The organism is Sphingobium sp. WTD-1 (assembly GCF_030128825.1).
Taxonomy (GTDB): domain Bacteria; phylum Pseudomonadota; class Alphaproteobacteria; order Sphingomonadales; family Sphingomonadaceae; genus Sphingobium.
The window spans coordinates 3,735,037-3,748,566 of sequence record NZ_CP119127.1 but is presented as its reverse complement, the minus strand read 5'-3'; the positions used below and the strand labels follow the sequence as shown (position 1 = coordinate 3,748,566).

The 13,530-nt window shown below is 65.8% G+C and carries 16 protein-coding genes and 1 tRNA gene; 5 read left to right on the top strand and 12 right to left on the bottom strand.

Translation table 11 applies throughout. The features are described from left to right. Window positions 1–56: 56 nt before the first annotated feature. From N6H05_RS18465 to N6H05_RS18435, 7 genes are all read right to left on the bottom strand, one after another. Window positions 57–446, bottom strand: coding sequence for a hypothetical protein (locus tag N6H05_RS18465; RefSeq protein WP_284111030.1), 390 nt, complete (start codon window positions 444–446; stop codon window positions 57–59). A gap of 179 nt (window positions 447–625) precedes the next feature. Beyond that, window positions 626–1,147, bottom strand: a complete 522-nt coding sequence (locus tag N6H05_RS18460; RefSeq protein ID WP_284111028.1) for a hypothetical protein — start codon at window positions 1,145–1,147, stop codon at window positions 626–628. Window positions 1,148–1,203: 56 nt separating this feature from the next. Beyond that, complete coding sequence (eda, locus tag N6H05_RS18455; protein WP_099230394.1) at window positions 1,204–1,821, bottom strand: bifunctional 4-hydroxy-2-oxoglutarate aldolase/2-dehydro-3-deoxy-phosphogluconate aldolase; 618 nt, start codon at window positions 1,819–1,821, stop codon at window positions 1,204–1,206. Beyond that, window positions 1,818–2,798 (bottom strand): glucokinase, encoded by a 981-nt coding sequence (gene glk, locus N6H05_RS18450; protein ID WP_284111027.1) that lies wholly within the window; start codon window positions 2,796–2,798, stop codon window positions 1,818–1,820. Before glk ends, eda begins: the two co-directional genes overlap by 4 nt. 62 nt (window positions 2,799–2,860) lie before the next feature. Next, the gene (gene edd / locus N6H05_RS18445; RefSeq protein ID WP_284111026.1) at window positions 2,861–4,693 is read right to left on the bottom strand and encodes a phosphogluconate dehydratase; all 1,833 of its coding nucleotides are present in this window, start codon (window positions 4,691–4,693) and stop codon (window positions 2,861–2,863) included. Continuing rightward, window positions 4,686–6,149: a glucose-6-phosphate dehydrogenase gene (gene zwf / locus N6H05_RS18440; protein ID WP_284111025.1), complete on the bottom strand. Its 1,464-nt coding sequence runs from the start codon at window positions 6,147–6,149 to the stop codon at window positions 4,686–4,688. Before zwf ends, edd begins: the two co-directional genes overlap by 8 nt. Window positions 6,150–6,297: 148 nt before the next feature. Beyond that, entirely contained in the window at window positions 6,298–6,708 is a 411-nt protein-coding gene (locus N6H05_RS18435) for a MerC domain-containing protein (RefSeq protein ID WP_284111023.1), read from the bottom strand. A 197-nt stretch (window positions 6,709–6,905) separates the two neighbouring features. Here N6H05_RS18435 and N6H05_RS18430 point away from each other — a divergent pair, with 197 nt between their 5' ends. Further along, complete coding sequence (locus N6H05_RS18430) at window positions 6,906–8,354, top strand: S41 family peptidase (RefSeq protein ID WP_284114271.1); 1,449 nt, start codon at window positions 6,906–6,908, stop codon at window positions 8,352–8,354. A 35-nt stretch (window positions 8,355–8,389) separates the two neighbouring features. On the opposite strand, the gene N6H05_RS18425 is transcribed toward N6H05_RS18430, so the two are convergent. Beyond that, window positions 8,390–8,728, bottom strand: coding sequence for a hypothetical protein (locus N6H05_RS18425; protein WP_010337980.1), 339 nt, complete (start codon window positions 8,726–8,728; stop codon window positions 8,390–8,392). A 116-nt stretch (window positions 8,729–8,844) separates the two neighbouring features. Between N6H05_RS18425 and N6H05_RS18420 the strand changes: the two genes are divergently transcribed. The 3 genes from N6H05_RS18420 to N6H05_RS18410 all read left to right on the top strand — a co-directional run bounded on the left by N6H05_RS18420 (window position 8,845) and on the right by N6H05_RS18410 (window position 9,699). Continuing rightward, on the top strand, window positions 8,845–9,153 hold the full coding sequence (locus tag N6H05_RS18420; protein WP_284111022.1) for an autorepressor SdpR family transcription factor: 309 nt from the start codon (window positions 8,845–8,847) through the stop codon (window positions 9,151–9,153). Further along, window positions 9,138–9,515 (top strand): ammonium transporter, encoded by a 378-nt coding sequence (locus tag N6H05_RS18415; protein WP_284111021.1) that lies wholly within the window; start codon window positions 9,138–9,140, stop codon window positions 9,513–9,515. The genes N6H05_RS18420 and N6H05_RS18415 overlap by 16 nt, the downstream gene beginning before the upstream one ends. A gap of 99 nt (window positions 9,516–9,614) precedes the next feature. After that, a tRNA-Leu gene (locus N6H05_RS18410) sits at window positions 9,615–9,699 on the top strand. 95 nt (window positions 9,700–9,794) lie between these two features. On the opposite strand, the gene N6H05_RS18405 is transcribed toward N6H05_RS18410, so the two are convergent. Next, entirely contained in the window at window positions 9,795–10,931 is a 1,137-nt protein-coding gene (locus tag N6H05_RS18405) for an aminotransferase class I/II-fold pyridoxal phosphate-dependent enzyme (RefSeq protein WP_284111020.1), read from the bottom strand. A gap of 57 nt (window positions 10,932–10,988) precedes the next feature. On the opposite strand from N6H05_RS18405, the gene N6H05_RS18400 reads away from it, so the two are divergent. Continuing rightward, complete coding sequence (locus N6H05_RS18400; protein WP_284114270.1) at window positions 10,989–11,252, top strand: hypothetical protein; 264 nt, start codon at window positions 10,989–10,991, stop codon at window positions 11,250–11,252. Window positions 11,253–11,341: 89 nt separating this feature from the next. Here N6H05_RS18400 and pgl read toward each other — a convergent pair whose 3' ends face one another. From pgl to galE, 3 genes are read right to left on the bottom strand one after another with little or no spacing between them, the layout of a single operon-like run. Then, the gene (gene pgl, locus N6H05_RS18395; RefSeq protein ID WP_284111019.1) at window positions 11,342–12,034 is read right to left on the bottom strand and encodes a 6-phosphogluconolactonase; all 693 of its coding nucleotides are present in this window, start codon (window positions 12,032–12,034) and stop codon (window positions 11,342–11,344) included. 5 nt (window positions 12,035–12,039) lie between these two features. After that, entirely contained in the window at window positions 12,040–12,516 is a 477-nt protein-coding gene (locus N6H05_RS18390; protein ID WP_284111018.1) for a YbaK/EbsC family protein, read from the bottom strand. A gap of 10 nt (window positions 12,517–12,526) precedes the next feature. Beyond that, entirely contained in the window at window positions 12,527–13,528 is a 1,002-nt protein-coding gene (gene galE, locus N6H05_RS18385) for a UDP-glucose 4-epimerase GalE (RefSeq protein WP_284111017.1), read from the bottom strand. Between the last annotated feature and the right edge of the window lie 2 nt (window positions 13,529–13,530).

Below are 13,530 nucleotides of genomic sequence, written 5' to 3'. Positions count from 1 at the left end.
CCTATGCCCTACAGGCGTTATCCGACGGTCACTTCCGGGTGAGAAAGTCTAAGGCTCTATTGGGACGGTGGATCATGCCGCAAGGCGCGATCCTTCTCGCCGCAGCCTGCGCCCGTTGGCCCTGGAACGGACTGGGTCATCAGTTCATGCCTGTCCTGTTCCAGCCTGTCTGAAAATCCGGGATCGACATTTTCCGCCACGTCGCGCGGTTCCAGGCACTCCGACGTGTAAATGGCCATCGCGCATTGCTTACCGGAGCCGTCATTGGCCGGAACCCATCGTATGTCGCGCCGCCTCAACCGCGCCTCCGACCGGCACCACCATATGTTGGCGATTTTCGCCCGCGCAAATTCCCATTCCGGATCTTGCATCTCCGCCTCGGAAAAATAGCCTAGGCTGACGACATAGCCCAGATTGCTGCCGCGCCCTTCAGAATTGACGGCCATATTCTCCGGTGGGGGTGGCAGGGGCGTGGCACCCGATGTTTGCGCATCGGTCGATGTCGACGCGCATAGGGCGCTCGCGAGCGCGGCCAGCAAAAATCGTTGCATCATCATTTCCCCCGCCGGTGCCCGGATGGCCGCCGGACACATATTCGCTATGCGCCCAAATGGTCAGCGAAGGCTTAAGGCTGGGGCAGGCGGTTTTTCAGCGCGTCGATGCGGTCATTCTGGCTGTCGACCATCGACAGGACGCTGGCGCGCGCCGCGTCGATATCTGCGACGCCGCCCTTTTCCGATCCATCGGCGACCGCGTTGGAGCGTTCGATGAACAGGGTGTCGAGGCTGGCAAGCGCGGAGACGCTGTCGTTGCGCGCGGATTCGGCGGCGCTGATCGCGACCTGCGCCGCGACCCAGGCGTCGCTCGATACTGATGCGCGGCCGGCGCTGTTCACGGCGCGGTCGGCGCTGGCATAGGCCTTGTCGAAATTGGCGCCGCCGCTCTGCGCCTGGCTGGTCAGCTGGCTGATCTGGGCCTTGAGCTTGTCGTCGGCCGGCACGGGGAGCGGGGCGGCAGTCGCCTCGGCCATCGGTGCGCTTTCGACCGGGCGCTTGGCAAGCGAGGGATAGCTTTCATGCGCGCCGGCGCAGCCCGACAGGATCAGGGCGATGGTGGGAAGGAAGCGGCGCGTGATCATGATCTGCATCTAGGGCGGGACCGGACGGGGTGCAATGGCCCTCTGTCCGGTCCCGCGCGATAGATTTAGCGCGGCAGGGCGGCAGCTTCGCGCGCGAGTGCCTCGATCTTGTCGGGATCGACCGGCCCCTTGGGCACGACCCAGCTGCCGCCGACGCATTTGATGAAGGGCTGGGCCAGCCATTCGGGTGCGCTCTGGGCGGTGATGCCACCGGTCGGGCAGAAACGGGCGGTGTGAAGCGGCGCGGCCAGCGCCTTGAGCGCCGGAAGACCACCCGAGGTTTCGGCCGGGAAGAATTTGAAGTGGGACAGGCCCATGTCCATGCCGCGCATGATGTCGCCGGCCGTGGCGGTGCCCGGCAGGAAGGGAATGTTGGCGGCGATCGCGGCCTTGCCCAGCGGTTCGGTGAGGCCGGGGCTGACGATGAAGCGGGCGCCCGCTTCCATCGCGGCGTCGAGCTGGGCCGGGTTCAGCACCGTGCCGGCGCCGACGATCGCGCCCTCGACCTTCGCCATCTCGCGGATGACGTCGAGCGCGGCGGGGGTGCGCAGCGTGACTTCAAGCGCGGGCAGGCCGCCCTTCACCAGCGCCTGGGCAATGGGGAGCGCATCCTCGACCCGATCGACCACCAGCACCGGGATCACCGGGGCCAGTTCCATCACCTGTTCGACGGTCAAGCTCATGCATTCTTCTCCCTAAAGGCCGCGGCAGCGCCGAACAGGCCGATTTCTTCATGGATCGCGCAGCGGATCGGCACGGTCGCCATCAGGCTCTCGAACCGGCCCTTGGCCTTGAAGCGGGTGTGGAAGCCGCTCTGTTCGAGAAAATCCTTCATCCGCTGGGTGAGGCCGCCGGCCAGTACCACCGCATGGGGCCCGTGCGCCAGTGCCAGATCGCCCGCGACCGAGCCATAGCAGAGGCAGAAGCGGTCGAGCGCGCGGCGGGCGAACTCGTCGCTGCCGTCGAGCGCGGCCTGCCACAATTCGGGGTCTTCCATCAGCATGACCCGGTCGTGACCGATGGTGGCGAGCGCCTTGTAGATATAGTTGAGGCCCGGACCCGACACGATCCGCTCGGTCGAGACGCGCAGGAACTTGTCGCGCAGATAGTCGAGGATCTTCACCTCGATCTGGTCGAGCGGGGCGAAATCGAGATGGCCGCCCTCGGTCGCGATGACATGGGGGTGGCCATCGTCATAGGCGATCATCGCGACGCCAAGGCCGGTGCCGGGACCGACCACGGTGACGCCGCCGTCGCGCGGGAAAGGGCGATCCTCGCCGAACAGCAGGGGTAGATTTTCGTCGGGCAGGCGCGAGACGGCATGGGCGACCGCCTCGAAATCATTGACCAGGCGCACCGTGCGCAGGCCCAGATCCTCCGCCAGCGTGTCGGCGCGGATCACCCAGTTGCTGTTGGTCAGCTTGATGACTTCGCGGCCGATGGCGGTGGCAAAGGCGATCGAGGCGGCGTCGGGCAGCGGGCCTGCACCGGCCTTCGCCTCATCCTCGGCAAAGGCGCCCCAGCAGGCCTGGAGGCTGGGATAGTCGGCGACCTTGTATTTGCGGACGGTGCCGAGCGTCGGCACGCCCTTGTCGTCCAGCGAGGCGCGGGCGAAACGCGCATTGGTGCCGCCAATGTCGGCGGCGATGATGTCGGTCATGGGTCTCTCTCTCCGGACATTCGCGCCAGCGCATCCGAGTGCGCCGGCGCGAATGGCTGTGCTTATATCGCGAGTTCGGCGTCCATCGCGGCGAGGATCGGGGAAGCGCCCTGTTCGGCAAGGTCGCTATTGTGGCGGAACAGCGCGAAGAGTTCGCGGCCCGTGTCATAGGGCGGGGGCGGGGCGGCGGGAATGTCGCGCGCCTCCCAGGTGGCGGCATCCACCAGCGCCTCGACCTCGCCGCTTTCCGCGCAGACGCGGACGAGATCGCCATCGCGCAGCTTGCCGATCGGGCCACCACCCAGCGCCTCGGGCGACAGATGGATGGCGGCGGGCACCTTGCCCGACGCGCCCGACATGCGGCCGTCGGTCAGCAGCGCGACCTTGAAGCCGCGATCCTGCAGCACGCCCAGCGCCGGGGTCAGCTTGTGCAGTTCGGGCATGCCGTTGGCGCGCGGGCCCTGGAAGCGGACGACGACGACGACGTCGCGTTCCAGCTCACCCGCCTTGAAGGCGCGCAGCACATCGTCCTGATCGTGGAAGATCGCGGCCGGCGCCTCGATCGTCCAGCGTTCCTTGTCGACCGCGCTGACCTTCATCACGCAGCGGCCCAGATTGCCCTGGAGCAGCTTCATGCCGCCATCGGCCTGGAACGGGTTGGAGGCCGGGCGCAGCATCGTCTCGTCACGGCTGGCGGGGACGTCCTGCCAGACCAGCGCATCATCCTGCAGCACTGGTTCCTTGCCATAATCGGTCAGATCCTGACGTGCGACGGTCATGATGTCGCGGTGGAGCAGGCCGGCGTCGAGCAGTTCGCGGATGATGACCGCCATGCCGCCCGCAGCGTGGAAATGGTTCACGTCGCCCGATCCATTGGGATAGACGCGTGCCAGCAGCGGCACCACGTCCGACAGTTCGGCAAAGTCGGTCCAGTCGATATGGATGCCGGCCGCGCGCGCGATCGCGGGCAGGTGGATCGCATGGTTGGTCGAACCGCCGGTGGCCATCAGGCCGATGATGGCGTTGACGATCGCCTTTTCATCGATGCAGTGGCCGAGCGGGCGATAGTCGTTGCCGTCCCAGCCGATGTCGGCGATGCGATGGGTGGCCGCGCGGGTCAGTTCGCTGCGCAGTTTCGTGCCCGGATTGACGAAGGCGGCGCCGGGCATGTGCAGGCCCATGACTTCCATCATCATCTGGTTGGAGTTGGCGGTGCCATAGAAGGTGCAGGTGCCTGCGCCATGATAGGAGGCGCTTTCGCTTTCCAGCAGTTCCTCGCGGCCCACCTTGCCCTCGGCATAGAGCTGACGGATGCGGACCTTTTCCTTGTTGGCGAGGCCCGAAGGCATCGGCCCGGCCGGGATCAGGATGGTCGGCAGATGGCCAAAGCGCAGCGCGCCGATCAACAGGCCCGGCACGATCTTGTCGCAGATGCCGAGCATCAGATTGCCCTCGAACATCGCATGGCTGAGCGACACGGCGGTCGACAGGGCGATGGTATCGCGGCTGAAGAGGGAGAGGTCCATGCCGGCCTGACCCTGGGTGACGCCGTCACACATGGCGGGCACGCCGCCTGCCACCTGCGCCGTGGCGCCGATCTCGCGCGCGGCGATCTTGATCTGCTCGGGATAGCGGCCATAGGGCTGATGGGCCGAGAGCATGTCATTATAGGCGGTGATGATGCCGATGTTCATCGCCCGGCCGGTGCGGATGACAGCCTTGTCCTCGCCGCTGGCGGCAAAGCCATGGGCGAGGTTGCCGCAGGACAGCTGGGCACGGTTGGTGCCGGCGTCGCGGCCGCGCTCGATCAGGTCGAGATATTTGAGGCGCGTCGCCGCACTGCGTTCGGTGATGCGTTCTGTGACCTTGGCGATCACGGGGTGAAGATCAGTCATGCCAGCTGGCTCCGTCGCGTTCGATTAGGGCAATGGCCGAGGACGGCCCCCAGTTCCCGGAGGAATAGGGCGACACCTTCATGTGCGCCTCCTTCCATCCGTCGATGATGGAATCGATCCAGGCCCATTGAGCTTCCACCTCGTCGCGGCGGACGAACAGGGTCTGGTCGCCGGCGAGCAGGTCCAGGATCAGTCGTTCATAGGCGATGCGGCGACGCTGGCCGGCAAAGGCGGCGGTCAGCGACACGTCGAGCGTCACTTCCTCCAGCTGCACCTGCCGTTCCAGTCCCGGCCGCTTCGACATGATGGTCAGGCGGATATATTCTTCCGGTTGCAGGCGGATCACCAGCGTGTTCGGTTCCAGCCCCGATCCGTGCCCGTCACGGCCGAAGATCGAATGGCGCACCGGCTTGAACTCGATCATGATTTCCGACTGGCGCGCGGGCAGCCGCTTGCCGGTGCGCAGGTAGAAGGGCACGCCCTGCCAGCGCCAATTGTCGATATGCGCCTTCAGCGCGACGAAGGTTTCGGTGTCGGACGGCTGGCCCAGTTCGTCGGCATAGCCGGTGACGATCTGGCCGCCAACGGCGCCGGGCGTATATTGGCCGCGCACGCTGTGGGTCTTGACCGTTTCGGCGGTCATCGGACGCAGCGAACGCAGCGCCTTGACCTTCTCGTCGCGCACCGCGGTCGGGTCCATGCGGGCGGGCGGCTCCATCGTCAGGATGGAAAGGATCTGGAGGATATGGTTCTGCACCATGTCGCGCAGCGCGCCGACGCCGTCATAATAGGAGACGCGGCCTTCGAGGCCCACGGTTTCGGCGACGGTGATCTGGACATGGTCGATCGCGGTGGCGTTCCACAGCGGTTCGAACATGACATTGCCGAAGCGGAGCGCCAGCAGGTTCTGGACGGTTTCCTTGCCCAGATAATGGTCGACGCGGAAAATCTGCTCTTCGGCGAAGAGGTGGCCGATGCTGTCGTTCACGACCTTGGAGGAGGCGAGATCCTTGCCGATCGGCTTTTCCATCGCGATCCGCGTCCTGGGCGTCAGCAGGCCGGCGTCGGCCAGCCCCTGGGCGGTCGGGCCGAACAGCGAGGGCGGGGTGGAGAGATAGACGGAAATGCCGCGTTCCAGGCGTCCATCGACGCGCTCGGCCAGCTCGGCGAAATGGGCGCCGTTGCTGGAATCGACCGGCTGATAGAGGATCATCGCGCGGAAACGCGCAGCGATGTCGGCATCATAGCGGTCGGCTGGCAGGAACTGCTTGAGCGCCGCGCAGACTTCCTCGCGAAAGGCCTCGTCATCCATTTCGGTGCGGGCCGAGGCGATGATCAGGAAGTCGTCGGGCAGCAGCCCGTCCGACAGAAGATTGTAGAGCGATGGGAAAATCATGCGCCGGGCAAGATCGCCGGTGGCACCGAACAACAGGAACGTGGCAGACGGTTCGGTCAAAGGACAGTCCTTCTCCGTTAGTTATCTATATCTGCACGATGCGGCTCTTATACCGGCCATGCTTCGTTACGCAAGCAGGCTATAGGCAGGAAAATGATGCTGCAACTGCGAACGACTCGCGGAAGGGTGGGGCGGTCTATGGTGTCGGTCAGCAGGCGGTGCGCAGGCCCCGGCGCCAGTTGAGGATATGGGCGCCGGCCAGCAGGGCGCTGCCGCCGACGGTCCAGATGGCTTCGCCGAGCAGGGTGCTGGCGACCAGCGCGCCCACGGCCATCAGCGACAGGCCGACCAGGCCGATGCCGAGCGGCAGGGCAGCGCGGTGGCGGCGCCAGCCCTGCAACAGCGCGAACAGGCTGGTCGGCACGGCGACGGCCAGCATCAGCAGGTGAAAGGATTCGCCCGGATCGATCCGCGCGGCAATGGTCGGCAGCAAGGCGAAGAGCAGCGGCAGGCCCAGGCAATGGACAGTGCAGAGCGCGGACGCGCAGATGGCGAAGCCGTCCAGCCAGGAGCGGGGGTGGCCGGCCGGATCGCGTTCCGGCGCTTCGCAATGGGGCATGATGGTTCCTAAATGATATAACGTTACATTTTCATCGGCCATATCGATATGCGGGCATGGGAAGTCAAGGGCAGGGGGACGGAGAGGCGTTGCCGGAGCGGTTGGTTGACGGCGCGGAAAGCGCTTTTGTTTCAACGCTGTCTTGCCGTGTTGCGGTGCGCGGTCTATCCCGTCTGCGGTCTTTGGGGGGAATAGTGATGAAGCATGGTGTGGCGCGCCTGGCGTTGCTGGCGGGTGGGCTGGCGATGTTGGCGGCTTGTGGCGGCGGCGGGTCCGACAGCGCGGGCACTGCGCCGCCGACGGCGACGCCAACGCCCACGCCGACCGCCACCTGTTCGCTGCGCGAACGGCAGGATTGGGCGGCGGCGACGCTCAAGGAATGGTATCTTTTCCCCGAAACCCTGCCGTCCGCGCTCAGCCCGTCCGGCTATGCCAGCGTCGACAGCTATATCGACGCGCTGACGCAGGGCGCGCGGTCGCAGCGGCGGGATCGCTATTTCACCTATCTCACCTCCATCAAGGCGGAGAATGCCTATTATCAGTCGGGGTCGAGTGCCGGCTTCGGCCTGCGCTTCGCGACCGATAGCGGGGCGACCCGCCTGTTCGTCATCGAATCGTTCGAGAATGGCCCGGCGCTGGCCGCCGGCATCGATCGCGGCGCGGAGATATTGGAGATCGGCACCAGCATCACGAACATGCGCAGCGTGTCGTCGCTGTTCGCATCGGGCGGCGCCAATGCCGTGGCCGATGCGATGGGGCCGGATAGTGCCGGCACGACCCGGTTGCTGCGCATCGCCGACGCGACCAGCACCCGCACCGTATCCGTGACCAAGCGCGACTTCGACCTGATGCCGGTATCGAACCGCTATGGCACACGGGTGATCGACGATGGCGGCCGCCGTGTCGGCTATGTCAATCTGCGCACCTTCATCCTGTCGGCGGAACAGCCGCTGCGGGACGCGTTCGCCGGTTTCAAGGCGCAGGGCGTGACCGACATCATCCTCGACCTGCGCTATAATGGCGGCGGCCTCGTCTCGACCGCCAAGGTGCTGGGCGATCTGCTCGGCGGCAACCGGGCGCGCACCGACATCTTCATGCGCATGACCTATCGCCCGGAAAAGAGCGGCCAGAACCAGACCCATTATTTCGAGCCGCTGGCGCAGTCCGTCGCGCCCACCCGCATCGCCTTCATCGGCAGCGGCGGCACGGCATCGGCCAGCGAAGGCGTCATCAACGCCTTCATCCCCTATCTGGGCGCGCAGGCGGCGCTGATCGGCGCCAATACCTACGGCAAGCCGGTCGGGCAGATCGCGATCGACCGCGAAGCCTGTGACGACCGGTTGCGGGTGGTTGCCTTTGCGACCCAGAATGGCGCGGGCAACGCCGATTATTATGACGGGCTGGCGAGCAGCATGAAGGCCAGTTGCCAGGCGTGGGACGATATCAGCTATCCGCTGGGCGATCCGCGCGAGGCGGCGACCCGGCAGGCGCTGGACTTCATCGCCGGGCGCAGCTGCACGCCGATCGGCGGCGCGGTGGCGACGCTCAGCCGACAGGCGGTGACGTCGCCGGTGTCCGCCCCGCGCGAATTGCTGGCGCCGCAGCGGCCCAATCCGGCCCAGCGCGAGGTGCCGGGGCTGTTCTGACCGACTGGTCGATCAGGCGGCAGCGCTGACTTCGATCAGCGCTGCTTCTTGGTGATGGTCGCGGTGAAATCGGGATCCTTGTTCGCCACCCAGTCGACGAACTTGCGGATCGGTGGATGGAGCAGCAGGCCCTCCACGTCCATGCCGTGGCGCTGTAATTCGGAATTGGTGAAATTGGCGATCAGCGTCTGCTGGCAGATGCCGTGCATCGGCACGACATCGCGGCCGCCCCGGCTCTTGGGAACGGGATGATGCCACACGATGGTCGTGCCCGTTGGACGCCCGCATAGCCAGCAGGGCGGCGGGGGCGGCGCTTCCTCTTCCTCGCGATGCACATCTTCATAGGGGCCATGTTTGGAATATTTGCGGGCCATGTCTCTGCCTGAATTGAAGGAAACTTTGGCGGCTCCCTATCGCAGCCGGCGCGGCAGCGCCACGGCGATCATCACGGTCGCTTGACTCATTTCGATGGTTAGCTAATTATCTTATCATGAGCCAGGTCTTCCGCGCCTTGTCCGATCCGACCCGTCGCCGGGTGCTGCAATTGCTGCGGCAAGGGCCGATGAGCGCGGGCGAACTGAGCGACCAGTTCGATGTCTCCAAGCCGACCATGTCGGCGCATTTCGCGGTGCTGAAGGAGGCGGACCTGGTCCATGCCGAAAAGGCCGGCAAGTCGGTCATCTATCATCTCAAATTGTCGGTGCTGGAAGAGGCGCTGCTGGGCTTCGCCCAGCCGTTCGGCATCGGCGTGGACGCGCCGGATCAGCATCGGGAGAAGGCAGGATGGACAGGGAATTGAAGGCGGGCCTGCTGTGGGGCGGCGGTATCCTGCTGCTGGCCCTGGCCGCCAGCCAGGGGCGCAAGCTCGACTGGCTGGACCGTGACATGGTCACGCGGCTGGTGATTGGCGCCAACGGGTTGATGATCGCCTGGTATGGCAATCGCATGCCCAAGGCGTTCCTGCCCGACGCCTGCGCGCGGCAGGTGGCACGGGTCGGCGGCTGGTCGATGGCGCTCAGCGGCATTATCTATGCCGGCTTCTGGGCGTTCGCGCCGATCCCGGTGGCGGTCGTCGGCGGCTGCATCGCGGTGGGGGCGGGGATGGCCGTGACGATCGGCTACGGCCTCACTCTGCGCGCCCGGCTGCGCGCCCGCCGCTAGGCCCTTGTTTCGCCTGCCTGGCGGCTTTGTTGCGGGAGTGATTTTGGGGGCTTTGCAGCCGGTTCATGACCTGCTAGGTGCCCCCTTCCACGATCAGATGCGGGCGTGGTGAAACTGGTAGACGCGCCGGACTCAAAATCCGGTTCCGCAAGGAGTGTCGGTTCGATTCCGACCGCCCGCACCATCTTTTGATCGGCCTCAGGCGCTGCCATTTGCGGCATCGCTTATTCCTCACAAAATTGCAGATGGCGTTACGAAGCCTCTCGTGTTCGCTGCCTTTCAGCGGCTTGGTTGCGCCTGGAACCATGGGATCATCCGCGCGATCGCATCCTCGACCCGGTCGGTCGAGACGGCGAAGCTGAAACGGATGAAGCGGTGGCCGTCGACCGGATCGAAATCGATCCCCGGCGCGGTGGCGACGCCGGTCTCGCGCAGCAGCTTCTGGCAGAAGGCCAGGCTGTCATTGGTGAGATGGCTGATATCGGCATAGATGTAGAAGGCGCCATCGGGCGGGGCGATGCTGGCGAGGCCGAGCGCGGGCAAGGCGTCGAGCAGCAATTGCCGGTTGCGGCGATAGGTGTCGACATGGCCTTCCAGTTCGTCGGTGCAGTCGAACGCGGCCAGCCCCGCCTGCTGCGCCAGCACCGGCGGCGTCAGGAACAGATTGCCCATTCGCGCCCGCGCCGCGCCGATCAGATCGGCGGGCACGACGATCCAGCCCAGCCGCCAGCCGGCCATGCTGAAATATTTGGAGAAGCTGTTCACGATCACGGCGTCGGGGGCAAATTCCAGCATCGACCGCGCCGGTTCGCCGAAGCTGAGGCCATGATAGATTTCGTCGGAGATGATGCGGATGCCCCGATCGGCGCAGACCCTGGCGATCGCCGCCAGTTCGTCGGCCGGGATGATCGTGCCGGTCGGGTTGGCCGGGCTGGCGAGGATCAGGCCGTCGGGCGCCGGATCGAGCGCGGCCAGCGCGTCGGCGCTGATCTGGTAGCGTTCGGCCGGGCCGCAGGCGATCTCGACCGGTTCCAGATAGAGCGCCTTGAGCGTATTGCGATAGGCGACATAGCCGGGCCGCGCGGTAGCGACACGGGCACCGGGCGCGAACAGGCTGGTGAGCGCCAGCACCAGGCCGGGCGAAGCGCCGCAGGTCAGCAGCACCTGTTCGGGATCGACGGCGACATTGTGCCGATCGGCATAGAGGCGGGCGATCCGTTCCTTGAGCGCCGGGCTTTCCCAATAACCCATCGGATCGGTGTCGAGCACCTCATGCGCCAGCGCGATGGCGGCGGCGGGCGCACCGGTCGAGGGCTGGCCGAACTCCATGTGCAGGATGGAGCGGCCCGCAGCCTTGAGGGCATGGGCCTCGCGGCTGATGGCGATGGCGTGAAAGGGATCGATCTGGGCAATCATGCCGGATGCCTATTCTCTGCGGGCAACCATGTCCATGGCCGCCACGTTCTGTCTGGCATGAACCAGGCGCTGCTCACCGTCCTGCAATATTATGGTGCCGGCGCCGCCACGCTCGCGGCGCTGGTCGTGTCGCTGAATCTGGGGCGGCGGATCACCGGCTGGGCGTTCGTGCTGTTCGTCACCAGTTCGATCGCGCTGATCGGCTGGGGCTTCCTGGACAAGGACAGCGAGGGCATCGGCTGGCAGAATGTCGCGCTGCTGGCGATCAACGCGGTCGGGGTGTGGCGCTATCTGATCTCGAAACATGAGCCGACAAATTGAATCAACTTGCGTTCACTTTGAGCGTGTCGAGAAGCGGATAGCGCTGCGCCAGCATTTCTCGACAGGCTCGAAACGAACGGATGAAAGCGTCAGGCTTCGGCGATCCACACCTCGACCGGCACCTTGTCCTGCAGCAGCGCAAGGCGGATCGGCAGTTGCTCGACCGGGCCGCCGGCCAGCGCCAGGTCATAGACCGCCTTCTTGCCCGCACCGCCGATCTGCAGGAAGATATGGCGGCTTTGCAGGATCGCGTGCGCGGTCAGCGACAGGCGCTGGTGCGGCGCGACCGGCGGGGTGGCGGCAATCGTGTAAGCCTGAGTAGAAAGCCCCTCGGCCAGTTCCTTACCCTCGGGGAAAAGCGAGGCGGTATGGCCGTCATCGCCCATGCCGAGCAGGATGATGTCGAACGGCCAGGGCAGGGCGGCAAAGTCCGCCTCGACCGCGCTCTGGCCGGCATAGGCGTCGGCGGCGCCGTTCTTCATCGGCACGAAGCGGGCGGCAGCGGCCGGACCCTGGAGCAGGGTTTCGCGCACGAGCCGTTCATTGCTGTCGGCGCTGACCGGATCGACCCAGCGTTCGTCGACCAGGGTGACGATCAGCTTGGTCCAGTCGAGCGGCACTTTCGACAGCGCTTCCAGCACCGGGCGCGGCGAGCGGCCACCCGAGACTGCGAGGGTGGCGATGCCGCGCTGGGCGATCGCATCCGACAAGAGGGTGGCGATGCGGGCGGCGATATCGGTGGCGGCCTCAGCCCCGGTGGTAAAGATATGTTCGGTCGGCATGGCTCTCACTCGACGATTTCGGGAAGGGTGCAGATGTCGATCCATAGCGCCCCGGTCAAGGCGGCAAGCCGGTCGGGCGTCAGTTCGACCGATGCGGTGCGCGATCCCGCCGCCGGAAACACGGTGTCGAACGCCTGTAGCGAGACATCACAATAGACGGGTAGGGCGCTGGCGAGGCCGAAGGGACAGACACCGCCGACCGGATGGCCGGTAATCTCTTCCACCTCATGCGCACCCAGCATACGCGGCTTGGCGCCCAGCGCGGCCTTGGCCTTGCCATTGGACAGGCGGGCGTCGCCGCGGGCGCAGACCAGCACCACCCTGTCGCCGACGCGCAGCGACAGGGTCTTGGCAATGCGCGCGGGTTCGACGCCCAGCGCAGTTGCCGCCTCGACTACCGTTGCGGTGCTGACGCCCTGGTCGATGATGACGACATCGGGCGCCTGCGCGGCGAAGAAGGCGCGAACGCTGGCTTCGCTCATGCTTTTTGCCTCATGCCTTCTGAATGTCGCTCAGCTTGCGTTCCCAGGCGAGCGCATGATCGACGATCTGATTGAGATCGGCATAGCGCGGCTGCCAGGGAAATTCGGCCATGAGCGCGCTATTGTCGGAAATCAGCGCGTCGGGATCGCCCGCACGGCGACCTTCCAGTCGGCGCTCGATCGTCATGTTGGTGACCCGGTCGATCGCATCCAGCACTTCAAGGACGGAGAAGCCCCGGCCATAGCCGCAATTGAGCATGTAGTTGCGATCGGGGTGGGCGATCAGCGCTTCGAGCGCCAGCACATGGGCGGCGGCGAGATCACTGACATGGATATAGTCGCGCACGCCGGTGCCGTCGGGCGTGGCGAAATCGGTGCCGAAGACGCTGACATGGCTGCGCTTGCCCAGCGCCGCCTCGACCGCGACCTTGATGAGGTGGGTGGCGCCGGCCGTCGACTGGCCGGTGCGGCCCTGCGGATCGGCGCCCGCGACGTTGAAATAGCGCAGGGCGCAGAAGTTCATGGCGTGGGCGGCGGCGACGTCGCGCAGCATATATTCGGTCATCAGCTTCGACATGCCATAGGGATTGATCGGCCGCTGCGGCGTCGTTTCCCTGACCGGGCTTTCCTCCGGGATGCCATAGGTGGCGGCGGTCGAGGAGAAGATGAAATGGGGCACGCCGACGGCGACCGCGCTTTCCAGCAGGTCGCGGGTCTTGGCGCTGTTATTGTTATAATATTTGAGCGGGTTCTCGACCGATTCCGGCACCACCACCGATCCGGCGAAATGCATGATCGCCTGGACGCCATGGTCGCGCAGCGTCGCCTGTACCAGCGCCTGGTCGGCGATGTCGCCCTGCACGAAGGGGACGTCTTGCGGCACGGCCCAGCGGAAGCCGGTGACGAGATTGTCGATCACCACCACGCCATAGCCGGCATCCTTCAGCGCCAGCACCGCATGGCTGCCGATATAGCCGGCGCCGCCCGTGACCAGAACCGTTGGCTTGCTCATAA

Coding starts and splice junctions, on each gene's coding strand:
- N6H05_RS18465 (WP_284111030.1), bottom strand. CDS start 446: ATGGCCGTCAATTCTGAAGGGCGCGGCAGCAATCTGGGCTATGTCGTC.
- N6H05_RS18460 (WP_284111028.1), bottom strand. CDS start 1,147: ATGCAGATCATGATCACGCGCCGCTTCCTTCCCACCATCGCCCTGATC.
- eda (WP_099230394.1), bottom strand. CDS start 1,821: ATGAGCTTGACCGTCGAACAGGTGATGGAACTGGCCCCGGTGATCCCG.
- glk (WP_284111027.1), bottom strand. CDS start 2,798: ATGACCGACATCATCGCCGCCGACATTGGCGGCACCAATGCGCGTTTC.
- edd (WP_284111026.1), bottom strand. CDS start 4,693: ATGACTGATCTTCACCCCGTGATCGCCAAGGTCACAGAACGCATCACC.
- N6H05_RS18435 (WP_284111023.1), bottom strand. CDS start 6,708: ATGCCCCATTGCGAAGCGCCGGAACGCGATCCGGCCGGCCACCCCCGC.
- N6H05_RS18430 (WP_284114271.1), top strand. CDS start 6,906: ATGAAGCATGGTGTGGCGCGCCTGGCGTTGCTGGCGGGTGGGCTGGCG.
- N6H05_RS18425 (WP_010337980.1), bottom strand. CDS start 8,728: ATGGCCCGCAAATATTCCAAACATGGCCCCTATGAAGATGTGCATCGC.
- N6H05_RS18420 (WP_284111022.1), top strand. CDS start 8,845: ATGAGCCAGGTCTTCCGCGCCTTGTCCGATCCGACCCGTCGCCGGGTG.
- N6H05_RS18415 (WP_284111021.1), top strand. CDS start 9,138: ATGGACAGGGAATTGAAGGCGGGCCTGCTGTGGGGCGGCGGTATCCTG.
- N6H05_RS18405 (WP_284111020.1), bottom strand. CDS start 10,931: ATGATTGCCCAGATCGATCCCTTTCACGCCATCGCCATCAGCCGCGAG.
- N6H05_RS18400 (WP_284114270.1), top strand. CDS start 10,989: ATGAACCAGGCGCTGCTCACCGTCCTGCAATATTATGGTGCCGGCGCC.
- pgl (WP_284111019.1), bottom strand. CDS start 12,034: ATGCCGACCGAACATATCTTTACCACCGGGGCTGAGGCCGCCACCGAT.
- N6H05_RS18390 (WP_284111018.1), bottom strand. CDS start 12,516: ATGAGCGAAGCCAGCGTTCGCGCCTTCTTCGCCGCGCAGGCGCCCGAT.
- galE (WP_284111017.1), bottom strand. CDS start 13,528: ATGAGCAAGCCAACGGTTCTGGTCACGGGCGGCGCCGGCTATATCGGC.